24 protein-coding genes are annotated in these 21,654 nt (G+C 41.2%); all 24 read right to left on the bottom strand.

Translation table 11 applies throughout. The annotated features are described in order from the left end of the window. Positions 1-16 precede the first annotated feature (16 nt). The 24 genes from AC503W_RS07465 to fliF all read right to left on the bottom strand — a co-directional run bounded on the left by AC503W_RS07465 (position 17) and on the right by fliF (position 21,588). A complete protein-coding gene (locus tag AC503W_RS07465; RefSeq protein ID WP_494916603.1) occupies positions 17-1,114 on the bottom strand; it encodes a protein-glutamate methylesterase/protein-glutamine glutaminase in 1,098 nt (365 codons plus the stop codon). Between the two features lie 10 nt (positions 1,115-1,124). Further along, a complete protein-coding gene (locus tag AC503W_RS07460; protein ID WP_494916601.1) occupies positions 1,125-1,991 on the bottom strand; it encodes a MinD/ParA family protein in 867 nt (288 codons plus the stop codon). Continuing rightward, positions 1,975-3,147: a flagellar biosynthesis GTPase FlhF gene (gene flhF, locus AC503W_RS07455; protein WP_427686386.1), complete on the bottom strand. Its 1,173-nt coding sequence runs from the start codon at positions 3,145-3,147 to the stop codon at positions 1,975-1,977. The genes AC503W_RS07460 and flhF overlap by 17 nt, the downstream gene beginning before the upstream one ends. Then, positions 3,144-5,180, bottom strand: a complete 2,037-nt coding sequence (gene flhA, locus AC503W_RS07450) for a flagellar biosynthesis protein FlhA (protein WP_402868357.1) — start codon at positions 5,178-5,180, stop codon at positions 3,144-3,146. The genes flhF and flhA overlap by 4 nt, the downstream gene beginning before the upstream one ends. A 37-nt stretch (positions 5,181-5,217) precedes the next feature. Next, complete coding sequence (gene flhB / locus AC503W_RS07445) at positions 5,218-6,300, bottom strand: flagellar biosynthesis protein FlhB (RefSeq protein WP_402868355.1); 1,083 nt, start codon at positions 6,298-6,300, stop codon at positions 5,218-5,220. 2 nt (positions 6,301-6,302) lie between these two features. Next, positions 6,303-7,079, bottom strand: a complete 777-nt coding sequence (gene fliR / locus AC503W_RS07440; RefSeq protein WP_402868354.1) for a flagellar biosynthetic protein FliR — start codon at positions 7,077-7,079, stop codon at positions 6,303-6,305. Positions 7,080-7,082: 3 nt separating this feature from the next. Continuing rightward, entirely contained in the window at positions 7,083-7,352 is a 270-nt protein-coding gene (fliQ, locus tag AC503W_RS07435; protein ID WP_402868351.1) for a flagellar biosynthesis protein FliQ, read from the bottom strand. A 14-nt stretch (positions 7,353-7,366) separates the two neighbouring features. Continuing rightward, positions 7,367-8,032 (bottom strand): flagellar type III secretion system pore protein FliP, encoded by a 666-nt coding sequence (fliP, locus tag AC503W_RS07430; protein WP_402868349.1) that lies wholly within the window; start codon positions 8,030-8,032, stop codon positions 7,367-7,369. Beyond that, entirely contained in the window at positions 8,029-8,703 is a 675-nt protein-coding gene (locus tag AC503W_RS07425; protein ID WP_427650991.1) for a flagellar biosynthetic protein FliO, read from the bottom strand. The genes fliP and AC503W_RS07425 overlap by 4 nt, the downstream gene beginning before the upstream one ends. Positions 8,704-8,722: 19 nt before the next feature. After that, positions 8,723-9,085 carry a chemotaxis protein CheY gene (gene cheY / locus AC503W_RS07420; RefSeq protein WP_063231856.1) on the bottom strand — a complete coding sequence of 121 codons (363 nt, stop codon included), beginning with the start codon at positions 9,083-9,085 and terminating at the stop codon, positions 8,723-8,725. Between the two features lie 20 nt (positions 9,086-9,105). Further along, a complete protein-coding gene (gene fliY / locus AC503W_RS07415; RefSeq protein ID WP_494916596.1) occupies positions 9,106-10,332 on the bottom strand; it encodes a flagellar motor switch phosphatase FliY in 1,227 nt (408 codons plus the stop codon). Then, positions 10,322-11,320, bottom strand: coding sequence for a flagellar motor switch protein FliM (gene fliM / locus AC503W_RS07410; protein ID WP_402868343.1), 999 nt, complete (start codon positions 11,318-11,320; stop codon positions 10,322-10,324). The genes fliY and fliM overlap by 11 nt, the downstream gene beginning before the upstream one ends. 52 nt (positions 11,321-11,372) lie before the next feature. Next, the gene (gene fliL / locus AC503W_RS07405; RefSeq protein ID WP_427650989.1) at positions 11,373-11,801 is read right to left on the bottom strand and encodes a flagellar basal body-associated protein FliL; all 429 of its coding nucleotides are present in this window, start codon (positions 11,799-11,801) and stop codon (positions 11,373-11,375) included. After that, a complete protein-coding gene (locus AC503W_RS07400) occupies positions 11,798-12,013 on the bottom strand; it encodes a flagellar FlbD family protein (protein WP_402988021.1) in 216 nt (71 codons plus the stop codon). Before AC503W_RS07400 ends, fliL begins: the two co-directional genes overlap by 4 nt. A gap of 50 nt (positions 12,014-12,063) precedes the next feature. Beyond that, entirely contained in the window at positions 12,064-13,266 is a 1,203-nt protein-coding gene (flgF, locus tag AC503W_RS07395; RefSeq protein ID WP_402987903.1) for a flagellar basal-body rod protein FlgF, read from the bottom strand. A gap of 77 nt (positions 13,267-13,343) precedes the next feature. Continuing rightward, positions 13,344-13,727 carry a TIGR02530 family flagellar biosynthesis protein gene (locus tag AC503W_RS07390; protein ID WP_402987900.1) on the bottom strand — a complete coding sequence of 128 codons (384 nt, stop codon included), beginning with the start codon at positions 13,725-13,727 and terminating at the stop codon, positions 13,344-13,346. Positions 13,728-13,738: 11 nt separating this feature from the next. Next, on the bottom strand, positions 13,739-14,374 hold the full coding sequence (flgD, locus tag AC503W_RS07385; protein ID WP_402987897.1) for a flagellar hook assembly protein FlgD: 636 nt from the start codon (positions 14,372-14,374) through the stop codon (positions 13,739-13,741). An 8-nt stretch (positions 14,375-14,382) separates the two neighbouring features. Further along, positions 14,383-15,780: a flagellar hook-length control protein FliK gene (locus AC503W_RS07380; RefSeq protein ID WP_402987894.1), complete on the bottom strand. Its 1,398-nt coding sequence runs from the start codon at positions 15,778-15,780 to the stop codon at positions 14,383-14,385. Between the two features lie 26 nt (positions 15,781-15,806). After that, on the bottom strand, positions 15,807-16,424 hold the full coding sequence (locus AC503W_RS07375; protein WP_402987891.1) for a MotE family protein: 618 nt from the start codon (positions 16,422-16,424) through the stop codon (positions 15,807-15,809). Between the two features lie 8 nt (positions 16,425-16,432). Continuing rightward, positions 16,433-16,876: a flagellar export protein FliJ gene (gene fliJ, locus AC503W_RS07370; RefSeq protein ID WP_402868333.1), complete on the bottom strand. Its 444-nt coding sequence runs from the start codon at positions 16,874-16,876 to the stop codon at positions 16,433-16,435. Positions 16,877-16,878: 2 nt separating this feature from the next. Then, positions 16,879-18,198: a flagellar protein export ATPase FliI gene (gene fliI / locus AC503W_RS07365; protein WP_402956307.1), complete on the bottom strand. Its 1,320-nt coding sequence runs from the start codon at positions 18,196-18,198 to the stop codon at positions 16,879-16,881. 2 nt (positions 18,199-18,200) lie between these two features. After that, positions 18,201-18,962 carry a flagellar assembly protein FliH gene (gene fliH / locus AC503W_RS07360; RefSeq protein ID WP_494916591.1) on the bottom strand — a complete coding sequence of 254 codons (762 nt, stop codon included), beginning with the start codon at positions 18,960-18,962 and terminating at the stop codon, positions 18,201-18,203. Continuing rightward, positions 18,955-19,974, bottom strand: coding sequence for a flagellar motor switch protein FliG (gene fliG / locus AC503W_RS07355; RefSeq protein WP_402956303.1), 1,020 nt, complete (start codon positions 19,972-19,974; stop codon positions 18,955-18,957). Before fliG ends, fliH begins: the two co-directional genes overlap by 8 nt. A gap of 12 nt (positions 19,975-19,986) precedes the next feature. Beyond that, on the bottom strand, positions 19,987-21,588 hold the full coding sequence (gene fliF, locus AC503W_RS07350) for a flagellar basal-body MS-ring/collar protein FliF (protein WP_494916589.1): 1,602 nt from the start codon (positions 21,586-21,588) through the stop codon (positions 19,987-19,989). Positions 21,589-21,654 lie beyond the last annotated feature (66 nt).

Below are 21,654 nucleotides of genomic sequence, written 5' to 3'. Positions count from 1 at the left end.
TCTCCACCCCCGTATGTTAGCAATAGCCAATTATGGCTTTTGCTATTTTATCTACATCCTCTATGCTATCTATTAAATTGGTAGCAATCGCCGCCTTTGGCATTCCAAAGACAATTGACGTCTCCTGTGACTCTGCTATTGCCTTTAAGGGACCAGTTCTTTTCAACTTGGTAAGCCCGCTTGAACCATCCATACCCATTCCAGTCATGACAACAGCTATTTTTGCAAATTCCGCTATTTCACTTACTGATTCGAAAAGTACATCCACCGAAGGACGGTGCCCATTTCGCTGCTCGGATTGATCCAATTCTACCGCAAGGCTCAACCCAACTTTTTTCACTTTGAAATGGAAGCCCCCCGGAGCGATATAAGCTACTCCTTTTTGAATCAACTCCCCATCTTCCGCTTCCTTTACCCGTATCCTCGATAATGAATTGAGCCTATTGGCTAAGGATTTCGTGAAGCTGGGAGGCATATGCTGGACGATCAGAATAGGGGCATCGATATTTTCCGGGAGACCCGTCAATACTGTCTGCAAAGCCCTTGGTCCTCCTGTCGATGTACCAATAACTACAATCTTTTTATTCCCATGGAACCATTTTTTCATATCATTATCAATATCGCTAATTCCTTTTGATTCTATTTTACTATATTTTTTCCAGTCTGATGGGTTTCTTTCAACATTTATCGCACTTTTTTGTAGTTTGTGAACATTTGCAAGGCTGGCTGCCATAACTTTCTCACATAGTTCTTCCTTAATTTTATGTAAATCCAGTGAAATAGCCCCTGAAGGCTTAGCAATAAAGTCAATGGCGCCACTCTGCATGGCGATACATGTACTTTCCGTCCCCTCCTTCGTCGTGCTTGATAGCATGACCACTGCTGTCGGACATTCTTCCATAATCCGGTTTAACGCTTCTAATCCATCCATAACCGGCATTTCAACATCCAAGGTGACGACATCCGGTTTCAGCGATTTTATTTTTAATAAAGCATCTTTACCGTTCCTGGCCGTACCAATGATTTCCATTCTATTATCTTCTGCTAAAAGTTCAGAAATCAGCTTCCTCATAAACGCGGAATCATCCACTATCAACACTTTAACCTTTTCCATATAAGGAAACCTACTTTCCAAGAAAATATCGTTTCATATTTTGCAGGAAATTACTTTTTTGTATAATTGATTCTTCACCAAAGCCATGATTTACATATCTAGATACAATCTCGATTAGAGATTTGGAAACAGCCGCATCAGGATAAGAAAGGATAAAAGGAATTTGCTTGAAAACCGCTTTGGAAACGGATCTATCATCGGGGAGATATCCAAGTGTAACCATCTCCGCTCCAAGGAATTTTCTCAGGGCATTTTGAAGTCTGATCATCGTTTCTTTCCCTTCCTTTTTCGTGAACACTCTATTGCAAACGAGAAAAAATGGAATCTCATCATTTACTGAATGAATGTATTTCATCGTAGAGTAAGCATCCATCACAGAAGTCGGTTCTGGGGTTGTGATGATGATTAACTCATCCACACACAAAAGGAATTTTGCGGAATCCTGTGTGATACCGGCCCCCATATCAAACAATATATAATCATAACTCTCTAGCAGAGAACCAAATTCTTCAGTAAAACGTGCATATTTATCTTCATCTAAAGTAAAAAGGTGGGTCAGCCCCGTTCCACCTGTTATTACGGAAATTTGTTCCGGTCCTGTGGTCATGATCTCTTTCAAGCTTAGACCATCTTCAAAAAAATCAACGATGCTATATGGAGAATGCTGCCCAAATAAGATATCTATATTCCCCATTCCAATATCCATATCGAACAACAATACCTTTTTTCCCAGTTTCGACAAGGAAATGGCAAAGTTCAAAGAAAAGTTGGATTTACCGACTCCACCTTTTCCACTCAAGATGGCAAGTGTCTTGGCCATTGAATGGTTTTTTTGCAATTCCAGTCTCCTTCTTAGGTTTTCAGCTTGATCTTTCATAATCTTTAGCTCCAAGAACCATCTTCAATAAATTGGATGAAGTTGCTTTTTCAATATCATCTGGCACATTTTGTCCATTTGTTATATAAGCTACCCCCAATTTATGAGTGTGAATAAAATTAAAGATCGAACCAAAAGTAGACGTTTCATCCGCTTTCGTAAAAATGACCTGCTTAATCGGAATCGTCGTGAACTGTCGATAAATATCCTCCATGTCCTTTTGCTTCGAAGTCAATGAAAGCACTAAGTACGTTTCCATCTCATCTGTGAAGTGGATGATTTCCCCTAGGTCTTTAACATACTGCGGATTGCGAAAATTCCTTCCAGCTGTATCGATGAACACATAATCGTAATGAGAAAAGCGTTCTGTGGCTTTTTTGAAATCTTCCAAGTTATAAGCCACTTCGATTGGAACGTTTAGAATCTTTGCATATGTCTTCAACTGATCGATAGCAGCTATCCTATACGTGTCGGTTGTAATGAAAGCTACCTTCTTATCATGCTTCAGCATGGTCTCTGCTGCTACCTTGGCTAAAGTTGTTGTCTTGCCAACACCTGTCGGACCTACAATATTAATATATTTCTTCTGCAGGCCGGGCCTTCCATTCGGTACCTGATCCACTAGTTTACACAAAGATGCTTCTAGCCAGTTTTTAATCTCTTCATCAGTAGAATCCGCTTTAGTAGCAAACCATTTATCAAGGAGCTCGTCCATGATTTGTGAGCGGATAACTGTATCGACATCCTGTTCGATAAGATACTCATAAACTTGTTGTAATTTCTCCGGATAATGGGCGTGTGATGGGATTTGTATATTTCTTATCATCCCTTTTAACCCCTCAATTTCCTTTACCAGTTCAACATCTCCCCGGTTGATTTGTTTTGATGCAGCCTGTTCATTGTTTTTCGCTTTAGTACTCTCAAGTGCCGGTTTTACAGGCAGCTTTTTCTCTTTTTGTTTAGTTACGGGTTGGGCGGGCTGTGAAACGGGATCGATGGCAGCCATGACTTCAATATTCCTTTTCTTGAACAACCCTAGAAAACCACCCGTGAATACCGCTTTCGAACTTAAAATGACCGCTTCACTGCCTAACTCTTGTCGTATCTGCTTCATGGCTTCAGACATGGAAGGTGCCATATATTTCTTTACTCTCAATCAATATTCACCACCCCTACACTTTGTACTTCTACATTTGATTCGAGTTCATTGTATGAAAGAATCGGTACATTGGGAAAATAACGTTCTGTCAATTGTCGAGCGTACATACGTACAGCTGGGGAGCAAAGCACAATCGGTTGATGATCCATCAAAGTCAGCTCCTCCAATTTACTGGCAATCGCCTCTAGTATCGACTGGGATACAGTCGGATCGAGCGATAAAAAGTTACCATGTTCAGTTTGTTGTACCGCATCTGCAATCGCCTTCTCCACTTTTCCCGATAAAGTGATGACTTTTATCCGGTTTTCTCCTGAAATAAAGGAGTTCGTAATTTGCCTTGCTAAATTCTGCCTTACATATTCAGTGAGCAAATCGGTATCAGTAGATAACTTTCCATAATCAGCAAGCGTTTCAAAAATGATTGGTAAGTTCCTTATCGAAACTTTTTCTTTCAATAGTTTTGCCAAGACCTTTTGGACATCCCCAATCGATAATGGATTCGGGGTGACCTCCTCTACGAGAATCGGCGATGTTTCTCGTAGATGATCGATTAATTGTTTCGTTTCCTGCCTGCCCAAAAGTTCATGGGCATTAGCTTTGATGACTTCCGTTAAATGCGTGGAAACCACACTCGGAGGATCCACCACGGTATAGCCCATCATTTCCGCATGCTCTTTCATGTCTTCCGTAATCCATTTAGCAGGCAGACCGAATGACGGTTCAACCGTATCGATTCCTTCTATTGTATCGTCCTCTATGCCAGGACTCATGGCTAAATAGTGGTTCAAAAGTAATTCTCCGTTGGCAATTTCACTTCCCTTGATCTTCAAGCGATACTCATTAGGATTCAACTGGATATTATCCCGAATCCGCACCACCGGGATGATCAGACCCATTTCGATTGCCAGCTGTCTGCGGATCATGACCACCCGATCGAGAAGGTCTCCTCCCTGATTCGTATCGGCAAGGGGGATTAGTCCATAGCCAAATTCAAATTCAATGGGGTCGACACTCAAAAGGTTCACGACGCTTTCAGGACTTTTCATTTCGTCCGTTTCCAATACTTCTTCCATCTCCTGGATTTCATTTTCATCAGGTTGTGGTGTTTTGGAAATGACATATCCACCCAGAACCAACAAAGCGGCAATCGGCATTGTGAATACATCCGATATGGGGGTGAATAATCCCAGGAGGAAAATTGTTGCTGCAGTCAAGTACAGCATTTTAGGAAATTGAAATAACTGCTCAACGATATCCGCGCCTAAATTTCCATTAGAGGCTGCACGAGTCACGACAATCCCTGTAGCCGTTGAAATCAGTAATGCCGGCACTTGGCTGACGATTCCATCGCCCACCGATAACATGGAAAAATGGACGGCTGATTCGCCAAAGCTCATGTCCAATTGCATGACACCGATGATCATCCCAAAAATCAAGTTGATGATGACAATGATTATACCTGCTATGGCATCACCTTTTACGAACTTGCTCGCCCCGTCCATGGATCCATAGAAATCGGCTTCGTTGCTGATTTTTTCTCGCCTTGTACGTGCTTCGCCTTCAGATATCATCCCAGCGTTCAAATCCGCGTCAATGGCCATCTGTTTCCCAGGCATCGCATCCAGCGTAAACCTTGCCGCTACTTCAGATACCCTTTCGGACCCTTTCGTGATGACAATGAAATTGATGATGACCAAGATTATAAATACCACTAAGCCTACAAGAACATTCCCTCCAACCACGAAGGAGCCAAAGGTTTCAACGACACCGCCAGCATCTCCATACGTCAAAATGGCACGAGTCGTGGACACATTCAATCCGAGTCTGAATAGTGTTAATAATAAGAGCAGCGACGGAAAGATTGAAAACTCAAGCGGCTCTTTCATATTCATCGTAGTCAATAGAACCAACAGCGCAAGAGATATATTTAAAAGAAGTAAGATACTTAATAACCAAGTTGGTAATGGTATGACCAACATGGCGACAATCATGATGACACTCGATATAACAACCAAATCTCTTGCTCGCATGTTTTTCTCTCCTAACTAACAGGTAACAATCTACCTTTTAAAGCTTGCCTTTCGTTTTATATACAAAGGCCAGTATTTCAGCGACTGCCTTAAAAAACTCTTCCGGTATCGCTTGTCCCACTTCGGCTTGATCATATAACGATCTTGCCAAAGGCCGATTTTCCACCATGACGACATCATTTTCTTTCGCGATATATTTAATCTTCTGAGCAACAAAATCCACACCCTTCGCCACGACAAAGGGAGCTTCCGCTTCATTTTCATCATATTTTAGAGCAATGGCAAAATGCGTGGGGTTTGTAATGACAACGTCCGCATTCGGCACTTCCTGCATCATTCTCTGGGCAGCCATCTGACGTTGCTTTTGCCTGATCTTAGATTTAATGAGCGGGTCGCCTTCAGAATTTTTATATTCATCCTTAATATCTTGCTTAGACATCCGGATGTTTTTTTCAAAGTCATATTTTTGATACATATAGTCCAATAGTGCAATGAACAATAAAGCCACGGCAGCATAATACCCTACTTTAATCGTAATATCCGCCAATGTTGCCATTGCATCTGCCACAGATATCTGTGATAAAATCATGATCTCTTCCATACGGTTCCAAAGTACATAAAAAGCAACAAAACCAACAAATGATATTTTAAGAATGGATTTCAATAATTCAACAATTGCCCTCATGGAAAAAATTCGTTTAAACCCTTTAATGGGGTCCAGCTTTTCGAGCTTGAACTGGATTGATTCCGTAGAAAACATAAAACCGATTTGCATCACATTGGCCAAAATCCCTGCTACCACTGCTGCCAGAAAAACAGGACCCAGAACAAGTCCCATCTCTACAAGAATTTCGAGCAAAATGACTTGCATCCCCTCTTCACTGAAATCGGCCATCGTGAAGTTCTGTAGGTATTTCTTCATAAGGGAGAGTAAATGATTGTACATATAGGGTCCCATCAACAGCAACACTGAGAATACAGTGATTAAATTAACTGAGGTGTTGACATCCTGGCTTTTGGCAACTTGCCCTTTTTTCTTTGAATCCTGACGTTTTTTGGGGGTTGCCTTTTCCGTTTTTTCACCGGCGAAAAACTGTAAATCCAGTTGTATCCATTCCATTGTCATAAGCCCCCGATCAGCTGCATTAACTGACGCATCGTCAGGAGCATGAAGTTAAATAACTGTGACACAACCGTCATCATCATTCCCATGACTATGATGACAATCGCTAAACCCACGATGATTTTCACAGGGATGCCGACAACAAAAACATTTAGTTGAGGAACGGTCCTTGCTAGGATACCAAGCGTGACATCCACTAAAAATATGCTCCCCACTACTGGGATTGCCATTTGAAAGGCAATCATAAATGCTTTACTAAACGCCTTGGCCAAGTACTCAATTATTGTTTGGTCGCCGAACGGGACGAACAATTGGTCAATCGGGATAAATTGATAGCTATAAAAGATTCCATCCAGTAGTAAATGATGACCATTGGTGCTTAATAGAAACAATAGGGCTATCGTGTATAAATATTGTCCCATCAAGGGACTTTGTGCTCCTGTTTGTGGATCGATGACATTCGCTATCGAAAAGCCCAGTTGAAAATCGATTAACCCACCGGCAATTTGGACCGCAGACAAGATCATATAAGCAGCAAACCCAATGAAAAGTCCTACAAGTGCTTCCTTCATGATCAATAAATAAAAAGTCACATCCAAATCCAGAACCGGGGCATCGATGGTATAGTACATGATCCAAGCCAGGAAAACCCCCAACCCGATTCTGTGCTGTATCGGAATTGATCGATACGAAAAAATCGGCATGGCCACGAAAAAGGTAGTAACCCTGACTACTATTAATAAAAAAGCAGGAAAGTAAGGGAATATTTCTTCCATGCCCTAACCTACAAATCGATTCAAATTACCGAATATATCATTGGCATATGATAATAGATGACTGAGCATCCATGGGGCCAATAAAATAAGCGCCAATAAAACAGCCACAATTTTCGGAACGAAGGCCAATGTCTGCTCCTGAATCTGAGTGGTTGCCTGAAAGATACTTACTAATAACCCGACCACAAGAGCTATCAACATCAACGGACCCGCAATAATCAACACCATATAAATTCCTTTTTCTGCTACATCAATCACATAATCTGCACTCATCTTTTCTCACCTGCTTAAAAACTCTGTAATAATGACTTCACTACTAAATACCAACCATCAACAAGAATGAAGAGAAGGATCTTGAATGGGAGGGAAATCATGACCGGCGGTAACATCATCATTCCCATTGACATCAGGACGCTGGCAATGACCATATCTATCACTAAAAAAGGAATGAAAATCATGAATCCTATTTGAAAGGCCGTTTTAATTTCACTGATTGCAAATGCTGGAACAAAAGCAGTCAAGGGGATATCCTGTATCGTTTTTGGCTGTTCTACCTGGGCATAGTCAAGAAATAAGGCCAGGTCTTTCTGTCTCGTATGAGCGCTCATAAATTCCTTAAAAGGAATCGCTGCTTGCTCATACGCCTCTTCCAAATCAATTTCTTCATTAAATAAAGGAGTCAATGCCTTCTCATTCACTTCCTGGAAAGTGGGAGCCATGATGAAAAAAGTCATGAAAAGAGCCAAGCCGACCAGTACCTGGTTCGGCGGCATCTGTTGCGTCGCCAGCGAAGTCCTGACAAAACTGAGTACGATGATGATCCTCGTAAAACACGTCATTAAAATCAATATACTAGGAGCAAGAGATAAAACGGTTAGCAAAAGAACTAACTTGACGGAAGTAGAGACGCTAGTGGGATCACTGTTGTTAAAGAACTCCATGAACTCATTCATTCTTTGTCTCTTCCTTTCCTATCAAGTTCTTTTAACAGCTTCTTCCTGCTTTTAGACATTTTCTCGAGCTGATTTTTGAACTCCGAGGAAAAACTATTAGTCTCTGTTTCATCCTTTTTCAGCCATTTGCCTTTCATTTTTGCCACAAAATCTCTTGGCTGGATCATCTGGTCCATTTTCCCATTGTAATCTTCTATCAGCTGTTCATATTCTTTTGGATCATCTATTTCCTTTAAAAGTTGGATGTTTTCACCAACGCCTACGACTAGAATCCTTCCTCCGACTTTTACAAGCTGTACGGATCGGTTTGCCCCGAGACTCGTACCTCCCAGATTCTCAACCGAATTGGCTTTTTGATACGTTTTGCTTTTCTTTCCTACAAATCTTAAAACTATATAGAGCAGCACGACCACAAAAATGGTCGCAAGAATCATCCTGAGGAACTCCCATCCAGTAATCCCCACTTTTTCAGGATTCGTTGCTTCATCGGTAGATTGGGAATCGGTAGAAAGGGATTCTTTTGATTTATCAGTTTTATCCGTTTTTGAATTTTCTGGCTCAAAAAAATTCTTTACTGTGTCATCCTGATCTTGTGCATGGACCTGAATGGCCCCGCAAAACAAAATGACTAGCGCTAGTGAAACTTGAAGCCATTTTTTAAAAGCAAACAATATGAAGACACCCTCTTAGTTAGCTTAGTGCTTTATTTATGGCTTCCAATACGCGATCGGCTTGGAACGGTTTTACAATGAAGTCTTTGGCTCCCGCTTGGATGGCATCAATGACCATTGCTTGTTGGCCCATTGCAGAGCACATGATGACCTTGGCTTGAGGATTTACCTTTTTAATTTCCTTTAATGCGGTAATTCCATCCATTTCAGGCATCGTTATATCCATCGTTACAAGATCCGGGTGCGTTTCTTTATATTTCTCAACTGCTTGGGCTCCATCTGCCGCTTCCCCGACAATCTCAAAGCCATTTTTAGAAAGAATGTCCTTGATCATCATTCTCATAAATGCTGCATCGTCTACAATTAATATTCTATTTGCCATTTTGTTTCTTCCCCCAAATTTTATCTAATTTTTTTTAATCGGTCGCTCTGACTCATAATATCAGTAACTCGAACTCCAAAGTTTTCATCAATGACAACAACTTCACCCTTTGCGATTAACCGGCTGTTTACAAGAATATCAACAGGTTCCCCAGCCAGTTTATCCAATTCAATGATAGAACCGGATGACAACTCCAGGATTTCCTTGACCGAACGCTTTGTCCTGCCAAGTTCTACCGTTACTTGAAGTGGAATGTCCATCAGCATGCTGAGGTTCTTCGTTTCCGATTCTTGAAGTTGATAAGGCTGAAAACTTGTGAAACTAGCTGGTTGGATATTTACAGGCTTACCATTGGATGCACTTGGTGAACCAAAATGCTGAGGTTCATTAGGCATTTGATAAGTCTGTTGTTGTGCCTGATAAGGCATTTGTCCATATGGATCATGGACTGATTGGTTCGTAATGGGCATCTGTGATTGAACAGTCGCTTGTGTCGGAATGCTCTGCGGCTGATTTTTGGCCACCTGTTCCATCGTTTTTGGAATTTCGGCAGGTTCACTATCTCCGGTACCATTCAATAGTTCATCGACCAACCCCTTAGCGAACTCTAAAGGCAATAACTGCATGATGCTTGAATCAATTAAATCACCGACGCGCAGCCGGAACGAAATTTTTGCAAATAGATCTTCGTTCGGGATGGCGTCCTCGCCTTCGCCGTTCAAAAAATTGAGTAAGTCTATGCTAGGTGGAGAAATATCAACCTTTTTGCTGAAAATGGTCGACATTGACGTAGCGGCGGACCCCATCATTTGATTCATTGCTTCCTGGACCGCACTTAATTGGATTTCCCCTAGCATATCCGAAGGACTTAATCCATCACCACCCAACATCAAATCGGCGATGATGGCTGCATCACTTTGCTTGATGACAAGCATATTGATACCGGAAAACCCCTCCGTATACCTTACTTGGATGGCCACATATGGCTGTGGAAACTCCTCTGCTATTTTACCTTTTTCAATGATGGTAACAGTCGGAGTCGTGATATCCACCTTTTGGTTCAATAAGGTGGATAATGCAGTTGCTGAGCTTCCGAAAGAGATATTCCCGATTTCACCGAGTGCATCCAGTTCCATTGCTGATAAATAATCAGCAATGGGAAGCGAGCTTACCTCTTCATCTGTATCGTCTGTACCTTTTAAAAGGGCATCTATTTCGTCTTGTGAAAGCATTTCGTCACTTACCATCTTCGTCTCCCCCTTTCAAAATATCAAGAATCTGGATGGCATGTTTTTTACCTACTTTGCCTGGTTGCCCACTATATTTTGGAATTCCTCCAACTTTAATTAATAAAGGTTGATCGATTGCCTGATTTAAATCGATAACATCACCTACATCAAGAAGCAGAAAATCCTGTATGGTAATATCAGTGGTTCCAAGTTCGGAAATGATTGGGAGGTCTGAATTCCTGATACGCGTTTCCAAGACCTTGATTTCCTCAGGCAGTCTTTCTTTTTGGGAAGTTTCCATCCAGTAATGAGCAGATAACTTTGGTATAATCGGTTCTAAAACGACGTGCGGTATACATATATTGATCATTCCGCTTGTTTCACCAATCTGGGTATTCAACGAGATGACCACCACTGTGTCATTGGGTGAAACTAGCTGTAAGAACTGCGGATTCACTTCGAATTCCGTCATCACCGGTTCGATTTCGACAATCGTCTCCCAGGCTTCCTGTAAATTCTCAAAAGCCTTCTCAAAGAGATTTGACATGATTTTCGTTTCGATTTCCGTTAGACTGTCGACTTTATTTGCACTGACGCCCCTGCCCCCCAACACCCGGTCCATCATGGAATACGCAATATTCGGGTTGACCTCCAGTATGATGCGACCATCCAAAGGTGGGACCTCGAATACATTCAAAATCGTCATTTTGGGGATGGACCGTATAAATTCTTCATAAGGGATTTGGTCAGCGGAAGCGACCGAAATTTGAACATAGGTTCTTAGCTGCGCTGAAAAGTAGGTTGTCAATAACCTTGCGAAATTGTCATGGATGCGTGTCAAACTCCTGATTTGGTCTTTCGAGAACCGGAGCGCTCTCTTGAAGTCGTACACTTTCACCCTTTTTTCTATTTCTTCTTTCTTTAAATCATCTGCATCCATTTCTCCTGTAGAAATCGCTGATAGTAGTGCATCAATTTCATTTTGCGATAATATTTCCCCGGACATTAGCATTCACCTCCAAAACTTCCCCTTCTTATTTAATGAAGTCAGGATGTTCTTATTGAAGGATCGAGGAGGTTATATAAACCTTTTCAACTTTTCCTTCTTCCATTAATTCATTAATTTTAGTCTGTAATGTATTCTGAAGTTTTTCCTTGCCCTTTTTACCTGTCAATTCTGTTGCCTTCATTTCGGAAAGCTCGGTTATAATGATATTTTTCACTTGAAAATTCCTTTTTTCGAGTTCTTCTTTAGCCTTTTTACTATCTGTCTGGACCATAAATGATATTTTAATATAATCATTGCCCGCTAGATTCGTCGTAATCTCCGGAATTTCTACAGAAGATTTAACAATTTCATCTATACTTGGCTTGTCCTCTGCTGATGTGGGGTCAGATAACTTCGTAACAACCACTACTGCTATGACGCCAACCAGGGTTATCGCCACAAGCATAATCAATATAATCGTCAATAGCTTTTTTTTCATACGCTTCCCTCCCCATCTTTTTGAAATCCAAGAACGTTAACGGAACGGTAGAATTGAATGATAGCCTGAATCAATTCCTCTTCTTTCTCAAGTACTACAATCTTCTTGCCATTTGTAAAAGTAATGGTCGTATCCGGCAGCGATTCGACCGTATCTATGTACAATGCATTAATATGAAATCTTTTGCCATTCAGCCTTGTCACTTTAATAATAATATGTAGGAGCCAGAGCAAATCAGCGCCTGGCTCCTCCCTCCCTTAACCTATCGTTTTAAGTTAACCAGTTCTTGCAGAATTTCATCAGACGTCGTGATGATCCGCGAATTCGACTGGAAACCACGCTGAGCCACAATCATCTCCGTGAACTCTTCGGATAAATCGACGTTGGACATTTCCAATGACCCGGATGCAAGTGTTCCGCGGCCATCCCCAGCTACACCGATGTTCGCCGTTCCTGAGTTAATCGATTCCTGGAATGTGCTACCGCCAGTTTTGGTTAAACCAGAAGCGTTTGAGAACTTGGCGATGGCCAACTGACCCAATGTCACGATTTTCCCGTTTGAGTATATTCCATTAATTTCACCTGAAGCGCCGAAGTTAAAGCTTTCCAGTTTTCCTTCTTTATTACCGTTTGGATTGACAAGAGCTGTTGTTGTTCCTGCAACTTGGGTAAGGTTTGAAAAATTATAATTTATGGTAGCTTCTGTTTTATTACCAGAAGTGTAATTACCGTTATTATCAAAAGCAAGAGTAGTTAATTGACCTGAACCTGTAGTACCAGGAACAGTCGGTGGTTCCTGGTCTACAAATACATCCCATGAACCAGTAGTAGCATTTGGTTCAGATGTTTTTTGAAAATACATCGTTTTCGTTTGTTCTTGACCCTTATCATCAATCACTTTGATTTGCTGACTAAATACGGAACCTTTAATAGCGTCTGCTGCAAGATTCTCACTCACGGTTACTGTAGTTGTCTTTACTGCCGGTAAAACAGCATTTACGTTAACTGCTACATCACCGATTGTATTCGATAATTTTCCATTTGCATCAACCTTGTAGGCTTGTACTTTGGATCCACTCGAGTTTACGAGGGTACCATTATCATCTAAATAGAAATTTCCGGCACGTGTATACGATAAGGCGTCACCTTGTTTAACGACGAAATAGCCATCACCGGATACAGCCAAGTCTAGATCACGTCCAGTAGTTTGCAAGCTTGATTGACTATGAATCGTGTCTATCGTCGCGATTGTAGATCCTAAACCTACTTGTTTGGCATTGGTCCCCCCTCTATTTTCCGTTGCAGCACTTGCCCCTGATATTGTTTGGTTCATCGTATCACTGAAAGTAACACGGCTTTTCTTAAAACCATACGTATTTACATTAGCCACATTATTCCCGATGACATCCAATTTTGTTTGTAAGTTTTTCAACCCACTGATTCCTGAGTACATTGAACGAAGCATATTAAACGTTCCCCTTTCATATTAGCGACTGCTTCTGTCATTCCACAGTCTAGGCTTCCTATACTAGGGCCGGCCCGTTAATCCAGTAATATGGTTCCATTGATATTCGTGAAAATTTGAGACGATGCTTCATCTCGGTCCATGACAGTGATAACTTTGTTATTTTTCGTGCTGACTACGAGCGCCGCATTATCGGTGATTATGAGTGACTCTGTCACTCCCATCTTTTTGGCCTCACTTGCTTTATCGGCAATTAGATCCCAAGTTTGGGGATTTATTTCTATTTTCCTTTGATTCATCCGCATTTGAGCGTGTTTACTGATCGTCAGTTTTTCAACATCTGTTACAGCTGTCTTGAAGTGCTGTTGAAATCCTTGCTGGACCGTTTGCCTTTGTCTCAAGGGTGATTTCATCAGTGGTATCGCTTGAGCGGAATTAGTTTGAAAGCCTAGTTTATTCATCGTTCCGCTCCTTAAGCGCCAGCTATTTTTATCAATTGCTCTCTTGATAATTTTGTGCCTGTTTCATCATCCACTTCGATTTGCAGCTTGCCATTATTCATCGATACTGATGTTACAATGGCCGACTGCTCACCGTTTTTCTCATCATTCCACGTGACACTTTTACCAATCAGCTCGCTTGCTGTCGTCAGGCTATTTGAGCCTGTTCCCGTCTGCTTCATGGCTGAAATATTCGCCGGTTCAAGTTTGGTTCCATCTTCTAAAAGGAAATAAACTTTATCTCCTTTAAATTGAATTGAATCCACGATTCCTGTTCCTTCTTCAATTGCAAGGTTCTCATCACCCTCGTCAAGTTTATGCCATGTCACTTCTTTACCAACAAAGGAGTTATAGTTCATCAAACTATTTTGCTGATTGGATGCAAGCAACTCGTCCATTTTAGTTCCGATATTCATCATCTGTTCTAAAGATGAAAAAGTCGCCATTTGGGCTATGAACTCCGAATTGTCCATCGGGCTTGAAGGGTCTTGATTTTGCAGTTGAGTAAGCAACAACTTCAGGAAATCATCTTTTCCTAGATTATCCCCCGTTTTTCTTGTTTCGGTTTGATAGTTTGATAACATGAGTGATGTATCAATCGTCGTCATTTCTTCACCTACACTTCTAGATTTAACAGGGCTTCAGCAAATGAACTGGTAAATTCACTTTCTGATTCTTCGTTACTTTCCTGCTTGCTTTCTTGGTGTTGTCTGCTTTGGTCCTCTGCATCTTTCTGGCTGAATTTCTCTGCATTGAAAGAGTTGAAGGCCTGTGCAATTTCGATTTTTTCGATTTGAATGTTCTGCCCGCTAAAGGCTTGCTTTAAACCTTGAACCTGTTTCTCCAGCATATCCTTTGCTTGTGCTGTAGTGGCTAAGATTCTTGCTGTCATCAGACCATCTTTTTGGATCAATTCAATTCTAAGTGAACCCAGGTGTTCAGGATTCAGTCTGATTAACAGCTTATTGACGCCATTCGTTCCTGAGAAATTTGATTTGTTCAGGATGGATTCAAATCGCTTGACGAATTCATCTTGACTAACCGTCTGTCCATCTTTGGAAGCTGTCATAACCAGCTGTTCCAGTTTTGTGATTTGCCCCTGTACACTTGCACCTTGGTTAATAGCTTCATTTAAAACCTTTTCATTGCTAAGCGTTCCTGAATTTCCACTTTTCGTTAGAGTGAGCTTAAAGTGAGCTGACTTTACAATCTGTATTGGCAAACCCAGACCTTGCTTGTTTCCTTCTTTATCAGCCCCTACCATCCGAGAGAATGCATTCCTCACCGTTTCGAGAGATTTATTCTGCCCTTTGTCCACTAGAACTGAAAAATCAAGATCTCCACTTTTTTTCTGTTGCTCATTGGACACCCATTTTTCAAGCTTTCCGGTTATTCCATCAAGCACGTTCTTCATTTGCTTCTGGATGGATGCTTCGTCCTGTGTCATATCTTTAGTTTCTGATAGAAGTTCCTGAACTTTCACTAGCTTTAAAAGGTTTGCCGTTCCCTCTATTGGGAGCTGTTTCCACTCATCTTCACTTAACGATGCAACTTGTTTAAGGATTGTATATAGGTCCATGACATTAGCACCGAGAAGACTTTGAGCGTCGAGTGCCATCTCTTCCTGGTCACTATCTAAATCAAGTTCTTCGATACTTGTAAAAAATCTCTCTAGACTAGTTTTGTCATCACCGTTAAGAATTTGCAGTAGCTGTAAAAGTAACTCTCCCGAACCTGACGACTCGTTTATTAACAAGTCCTCAGCTGCTACTCCCCCTTCAAGATCACTTAAATTGGATTGTTTCAAGAAATCCACCAAATCCTTTAGTGTTGTGAGTTTTTCCTCCGAAAGAGTGATAGATTCTGCATCCAACGTCTTGTCCGAATCTGTCTCTACAGTCAATGCGGATTGAAGGGCGGATCCAAACTGGGCATTTGATCCTTGGCTCTGGTTGGGTTGTACTTTTTTATTCACTGATGCCAAAGGTAGCATCGAATTAATGGCCGAATTCACGTTTAAATCACCTCCTTTCATACGACTTACGTACTAGACTCTGTTAGTTTCTTCGTTAATCTGACAGCATCTGCGGTAGGCATCTGCTCCAAGACCTTCGCTAATGTATCAGCTTTCATACTTGCCAAGATTTTCACGGCATCTTCATCGTTCATCTCCGTAATGATTGGCGCTGATTTTTTAGGAGCCATCGTTTCATATGTGCGTATGATGTCCTTGAATGCCCGTTTACTCCCATCCTGGCTTTCTTTAAGCTGATTCAATTGAGTTTGTATTTGCTGTTTTTCTGCCTCAGCCTTTTCGACCGCTTGATCACGGGTGTCAATGATGCTTTCAAGTTTCTTTATCTCTTTTTCCTTGTCTTTAATTTCAGTCTCTAGTCTAGCCAATCTTTTTGAATCCTTACCAATCTCTTGTGCAGGTTTTACTTTTTCATCATCTTTTTCAAATAGTTCAGTTAAGGGGATTTTTCCTGATAGCTCCTTAGCCTTTTCCATGACATTCACACCGGCTACAGTAAAAACGATCAATGCAACAGTCACCGCAAAAATCAAAGGGATAAAGATGACAAGAAACCATTGAAATTTACTTATTTTACTTTCTTCCAATTCATCCAATCCAGTTGGTTCTTCTTTTTTACGCATTCTATCACCTAACGCCCTTTACTTAAGAATTGCCTGATAGATATTTCATCCATTTGTCTATTCTCATCTTCCTTGATGATATCCAAGAATTTATGAAAATCGTTTTCTTTCATTTTCTCGTACTTCTTCACTTCAATATTTCTTTCCATTAATACTTCTTGCAGGACATTCATTTTATAGCGGGCTTCTATGACTTCCTCCTGGCTAAGGCTTATGAGCTTTTCAAGATTGTCCATAAACAGCTGGTGATGGCGAATTTCTTGAATGGACAAACCATTTCTCAACCTTTCCTCTTGGAATGCCAGTAAGTCCTCTTTCTTCTTCAAGAACTTATATAGTTTTCCAGCCACTTCTTCAAACTTTTTCAGCGCTGTATTATATTTAGATAGTGCATCTCTTTTTTCTTTTTCTTTTATGGTAAGGATCTTTTCGAACTTATATTGATAAATCATAGCTACTCACCTCTTTCCATCAAATCTACAAGGTTTCCTATACTTATATCTTTAGGCGCCTTTTCATGAGTGCCCTGCTTTAAAAATGAAATGATTTCCGGGTAGCGCTTTATGGAATTATCTATTTCCTTCGAAGATCCCCTTTTATAAGCTCCTATATTAATTAAATCTTCCGAATCCATATAAGTAGATAAGTTTGCACGTAGTTCTTCTGCCGACTTTTTGTGTCTTTCTCCAACGATGTTATTCATGACTCGGCTGATGCTCTTTAAAACATTAAGCGCGGGATACTGGCCCTTGTTAGCCAAATTACGGTCTAAGATGAAATGCCCATCCAATATTCCCCTGACTGCATCGGCAATTGGCTCATTCATATCGTCTCCATCAACAAGAACTGTATAAAAGGCTGTGATAGATCCTAGTTGATTTGTTCCCGTTCTTTCTAAAAGTCTTGGAAGAATGGCGAATACCGATGGTGTATACCCTTTTGTCGTAGGTGGCTCACCGACAGCTAGTCCGATTTCCCTTTGGGCCATCGCCACCCTTGTGACAGAGTCCATCATCAACATTACATTCAATCCCTTATCCCGAAAGTATTCTGCAATTGCAGTTGCTGTCATTGCTCCTTTAATCCGCATCAATGCTGGCTGATCGGAAGTTGCCACCACCACAATGGAACGAGCCAATCCCTCTGGACCAAGATCCTTTTCAATGAACTCCCGAACCTCCCGACCACGTTCCCCAACAAGTCCAATAACATTTAAGTCAGCTGTCGTATTCCTGGCCACCATGCCTAGCAATGTACTTTTCCCTACTCCACTCCCAGCGAAAATCCCGACACGTTGCCCTTTTCCGACTGTTAGTAGACTATCTATCACCCTGACACCAACATCAATCGGTTCATCAATCGGTGGTCTTTCCATAGGATTGGGAGGATCTTGATCGACTGGTACCGTAGCTAGTCCCTTCGGAAGCAGGGAATGATCGATGGGAAAACCCAGAGGATCGACAACCTGGCCAATCAATCCGCTTCCCACTTTTATCTCAAGGCTACGCCCACTTCCTTCGACGATGCACCCTGGTGAAATATCACTCACAGCTGTAAATGGCATGAGAATAACCATTTCATCGCGGAAACCGACGACTTCAGCCAGTATCGGTTTTTTCTTTTTTTGAACACCGGTATAAATATAGCAAACGTCTCCAACCGAGCTTTCAGGGCCTTGAGATTCAATCATCAACCCTACGACACGCTTGACTCGGCCATAGTGTTTAAATGTATCGACTTCATCAATATAGGGTATGAGGTCTCTCGCTTTCATCTTTACTCCCCTTCCAACAGTTCGGATAGTTTTGCCTTAATTTCTAGTAGTTGACTATCGACACTTGCATCAATTCTTCCATTCTCCGACTCTATGATACAGCTGCCTTCATCCAATTCATCATCAGGATAAATATATAATTCCGCTTCTTTTGGAAAAATCGAAATCAGTTCATCCTTATGAGAAAGAATCGATTGGTATCTGGACGGATGAATGTGCAGCTGAACTTCCCGGTATTCCCTTGCTTCTTTAATCGCTCCCTTAACGAGAGATAAGAATGTTTCTTCCTTAGCCTCCAATTGCTGTCCGATGATTTTTTTGGCTACGTTCAATGCTATATCTAGAATGACTGATTCAGAGGATTCAAGATGCTGCTGATAATCAACTTTTGATGCCTCCACCACTTCTTTAGCAAAAGCGATGTCCCCGGCCATCTCGTTATAGCCCTTTTGAAGTCCATACTCAATGCCCTGTTGGTATCCTTCTTTTTGTGCTTGTTCAATGTATATTCTTTTTTCCTCTTGCTCCCAATAATCCTTTGCTTGTTGAATTTCTTCGACAATCGTTTCGGCTTGCTGCTTTGCTTCTATTAATATGGCATCCGCTTCTTGTATGGTTTGATTAAGAAATTCATTAGGTGGGAAGTGATTGGTGACTTGCCCCTCATCATTTTCTGTTACCTGGACATCAAATTGCCGGATTTTAATCGTGAATTTGTTACTTTCATCTTCCTTCGCCTGATGAGATTTAATAATTCTAGACAATAATATCATCCCCTCCGCCACGGGCGATTACAATTTCACCAGTTTCTTCAAGGCGGCGAATGACAGCAACGATTCTTGATTGTGCTTCTTCTACATCACGTAGACGAACAGGTCCCATATATTCCATTTCTTCCTCAAAGGTTTCGACCATCCGTTTGGACATATTGCGGAATACAATGTCTTTCACTTCCTCACTTGCCACTTTAAGTGCAAGTTTAAGATCTTCATTATCCGATTCCCGAACCACGCGTTGAATGGCTCTACCATCAAGGGTCACGATATCTTCAAAGACAAACATCCTCTTCTTGATTTCTTCTGCAAGTTCAGGGTCTTGAATTTCAAGAGCATCCAAAATGGTTCGTTCCGTGGAACGATCGACTCCGTTCAGGACATCTACCACAGCTTCGACACCACCGGTTTGTGTATAGTCCTGGGTAACGGTTGCAGAAAGTTTTCTTTCTAATATCTGTTCCACTTCATTAATAATCTCTGGCGAAGTGCTATCCATCAAAGCAATCCTTCTTGCAATGTCTGCCTGCACTTCTTGAGGCAGTTCTGATAAAATTTGTCCGGCCTGTGTTGGATCAAGATAAGATAAAATCAGGGCAATCGTCTGAGGGTGCTCGTTTTGAATAAAGTTCAATATTTGCCCTGGGTCTGCTTTACGAGCAAAGTCGAAAGGCCGAACTTGCAGGGATGAAGTTAAACGGTTAATGATGGCCGCAGCTTGATCGGTACCTAACGCCTTTTCCAAAACCTGCTTCGCGTATCCTATCCCACCTTGCGAAATATAATCCTGTGCTAAAGCGATGTTATGAAATTCCTCTAAAATCTCTTCCTTATCGTGCGAGTCGACACTTCTAACTCCTGAAATCTCCAGAGTCAGCCTCTCGATTTCTTCTTCTGAAAGATGCTTATATACGGATGCAGAAACATCCGGGCCTAAGGAGATAAGGAGGATTGCCGCCTTTTGTTTACCTGTCAATCCACCCTTTTTCTTTCGATCTATCACTTGCATGGCCTCCTAATCTTCTGCTATCCAGCTTCTTAATAATTTTGCGAATTCATCTGGCTTCTCTTTAGCCAATTTTTCAAGCTGTTTCCTTTTTAAAGAGGCCTCCGATTCCGTCTCTTTATTTAAATCAGGAACTTCGAATTGGGCTTCCTCTTCTACTTCCTCGTAATACTCCTCTTCCAAATCCCGTTGACGTCTTGAACGGAAGAATAAGACTAATAGAATGATAATGACTAGCAATAGAACTCCACCAACAATATAAACCCATATTGGTAGTGAGGAAGCATTCTCCTCTTCTGAGATCTTCATTTTTCCATTAAAAGGTTGTACGGAAATGGCAATCTTCTGATTTAATTCATCATCTGTCAGTTCTTCCCCTACCGCTTTTTTATCTATCGTCGTTCGGATAATCGTGCTTAGGATTTGTGTGATATCATCCACGCTCTGTTGAGATAATGAATTCGGATCATCAGCGGTAGGTGGTTCTACCATGACTTGAATGCCTAAATCCTTGACTTTATATGGACTTTCAACGATTTCTTTCTTGATTCGGTTCACTTCACTATTTATAGTTTCATCTGATTTTTCATAATCGCCTGAACCTGTCGTACCTTCTACATAACTGGAACCCAATGAATCCGCGGAGTCTTCACTTTGGGGAATTCCCCCATTTTCAGCTGCGTCCCCGCTATACGATTCGTTGATCCTTTGGGCTGAAATTTCTATTCCAGCCATATTTTCCTCATCCACCGGCTCCACAAGGTTCTCTTCCCGATTTTCTTGAGTAAAATCAATGTCGGTCGTAACGGAAACGGCCACTTTATCCCGCCCCATAATAGTTCCAAGCATATTTTGCACTTGTCTTTGTATATCTCGTTCTATTTCTTTTTTTATCTCATTTTGAGATTGAAAAGCAGAACCGAATGACGAATTTTCATTTTTAAGGTCATAATACTCAAAATCTTGATTCATGATGACGATATTATCTGTAGGAAGGTTGGGAACACTTTTCGAAACAAGATGATATAGGGAATTGACTTGACTCTCCTCGAACTTATAGCCCGATTTCGTATTCAATACAATCGATGCTGAAGCTTCACCGGCGGGTTCGCTGACAAAGACTCCTTTATCAGGAAGCGTAATCATGACGCTAGCGTCCTCGACTCCATCAATTTTCTTTATTAAATTGGATAACTCTGTTTGCATCGTATCCAATTTAATTACATTAAACTCATTTTCAGTCATTCCCAATCCAGCTCCCTGGCTAAAGAATGAATAATCGATGCTACCAGACTCAGGTATTCCCTCAGCCGCTAGTTCGACTTTGAGCGTATCAACACTTTCTTGTGGTACTTTGATGGTTGTACCGTTTTCCGCAATCTCGTTTTTTATTCCTTGACTGTCTAAATTTTCTTTTATGCTACCCGTCTCGGATGGTTTCAGATTGGAATATAACGGAACCAATGTCGTTCGGGTTGCGAAAAATGAGGCAACCATGACGATGATGATGACTAATACCGTTGAACCAATCATTATCATCTTTTGTTTTCTACTTCTTGTACTCCAGTAACCAGTTATTTTATTTTTAAAGTTCACTAGTGCATCATTCATTTAAATCCCCCGGTCAGTCTATGAATTTATGAGAGGAGGCATTTTCCCCCTAGCCATTTTTTCTCT

The sequence above is a fragment of the Peribacillus suis genome (assembly GCF_059384845.1).
The sequence above is the reverse complement of the archived record's forward strand: the minus strand, read 5'-3'. Positions and strand labels throughout refer to the sequence as shown.

Excerpts from the sequence above, each read along its gene's own strand:
- AC503W_RS07465 (WP_494916603.1), bottom strand. The coding sequence starts at position 1,114 with ATGGAAAAGGTTAAAGTGTTGATAGTGGATGATTCCGCGTTTATGAGG.
- AC503W_RS07460 (WP_494916601.1), bottom strand. The coding sequence starts at position 1,991 with ATGAAAGATCAAGCTGAAAACCTAAGAAGGAGACTGGAATTGCAAAAA.
- flhA (WP_402868357.1), bottom strand. The coding sequence starts at position 5,180 with ATGCGAGCAAGAGATTTGGTTGTTATATCGAGTGTCATCATGATTGTC.
- flhB (WP_402868355.1), bottom strand. The coding sequence starts at position 6,300 with ATGGAATGGATACAACTGGATTTACAGTTTTTCGCCGGTGAAAAAACG.
- fliR (WP_402868354.1), bottom strand. The coding sequence starts at position 7,079 with ATGGAAGAAATATTCCCTTACTTTCCTGCTTTTTTATTAATAGTAGTC.
- fliQ (WP_402868351.1), bottom strand. The coding sequence starts at position 7,352 with ATGAGTGCAGATTATGTGATTGATGTAGCAGAAAAAGGAATTTATATG.
- fliP (WP_402868349.1), bottom strand. The coding sequence starts at position 8,032 with ATGAATGAGTTCATGGAGTTCTTTAACAACAGTGATCCCACTAGCGTC.
- cheY (WP_063231856.1), bottom strand. The coding sequence starts at position 9,085 with ATGGCAAATAGAATATTAATTGTAGACGATGCAGCATTTATGAGAATG.
- fliY (WP_494916596.1), bottom strand. The coding sequence starts at position 10,332 with ATGGTAAGTGACGAAATGCTTTCACAAGACGAAATAGATGCCCTTTTA.
- fliM (WP_402868343.1), bottom strand. The coding sequence starts at position 11,320 with ATGTCCGGGGAAATATTATCGCAAAATGAAATTGATGCACTACTATCA.
- fliL (WP_427650989.1), bottom strand. The coding sequence starts at position 11,801 with ATGAAAAAAAAGCTATTGACGATTATATTGATTATGCTTGTGGCGATA.
- flgF (WP_402987903.1), bottom strand. The coding sequence starts at position 13,266 with ATGCTTCGTTCAATGTACTCAGGAATCAGTGGGTTGAAAAACTTACAA.
- AC503W_RS07390 (WP_402987900.1), bottom strand. The coding sequence starts at position 13,727 with ATGAATAAACTAGGCTTTCAAACTAATTCCGCTCAAGCGATACCACTG.
- flgD (WP_402987897.1), bottom strand. The coding sequence starts at position 14,374 with ATGACGACGATTGATACATCACTCATGTTATCAAACTATCAAACCGAA.
- AC503W_RS07375 (WP_402987891.1), bottom strand. The coding sequence starts at position 16,424 with ATGCGTAAAAAAGAAGAACCAACTGGATTGGATGAATTGGAAGAAAGT.
- fliJ (WP_402868333.1), bottom strand. The coding sequence starts at position 16,876 with ATGATTTATCAATATAAGTTCGAAAAGATCCTTACCATAAAAGAAAAA.
- fliI (WP_402956307.1), bottom strand. The coding sequence starts at position 18,198 with ATGAAAGCGAGAGACCTCATACCCTATATTGATGAAGTCGATACATTT.
- fliF (WP_494916589.1), bottom strand. The coding sequence starts at position 21,588 with ATGAATGATGCACTAGTGAACTTTAAAAATAAAATAACTGGTTACTGG.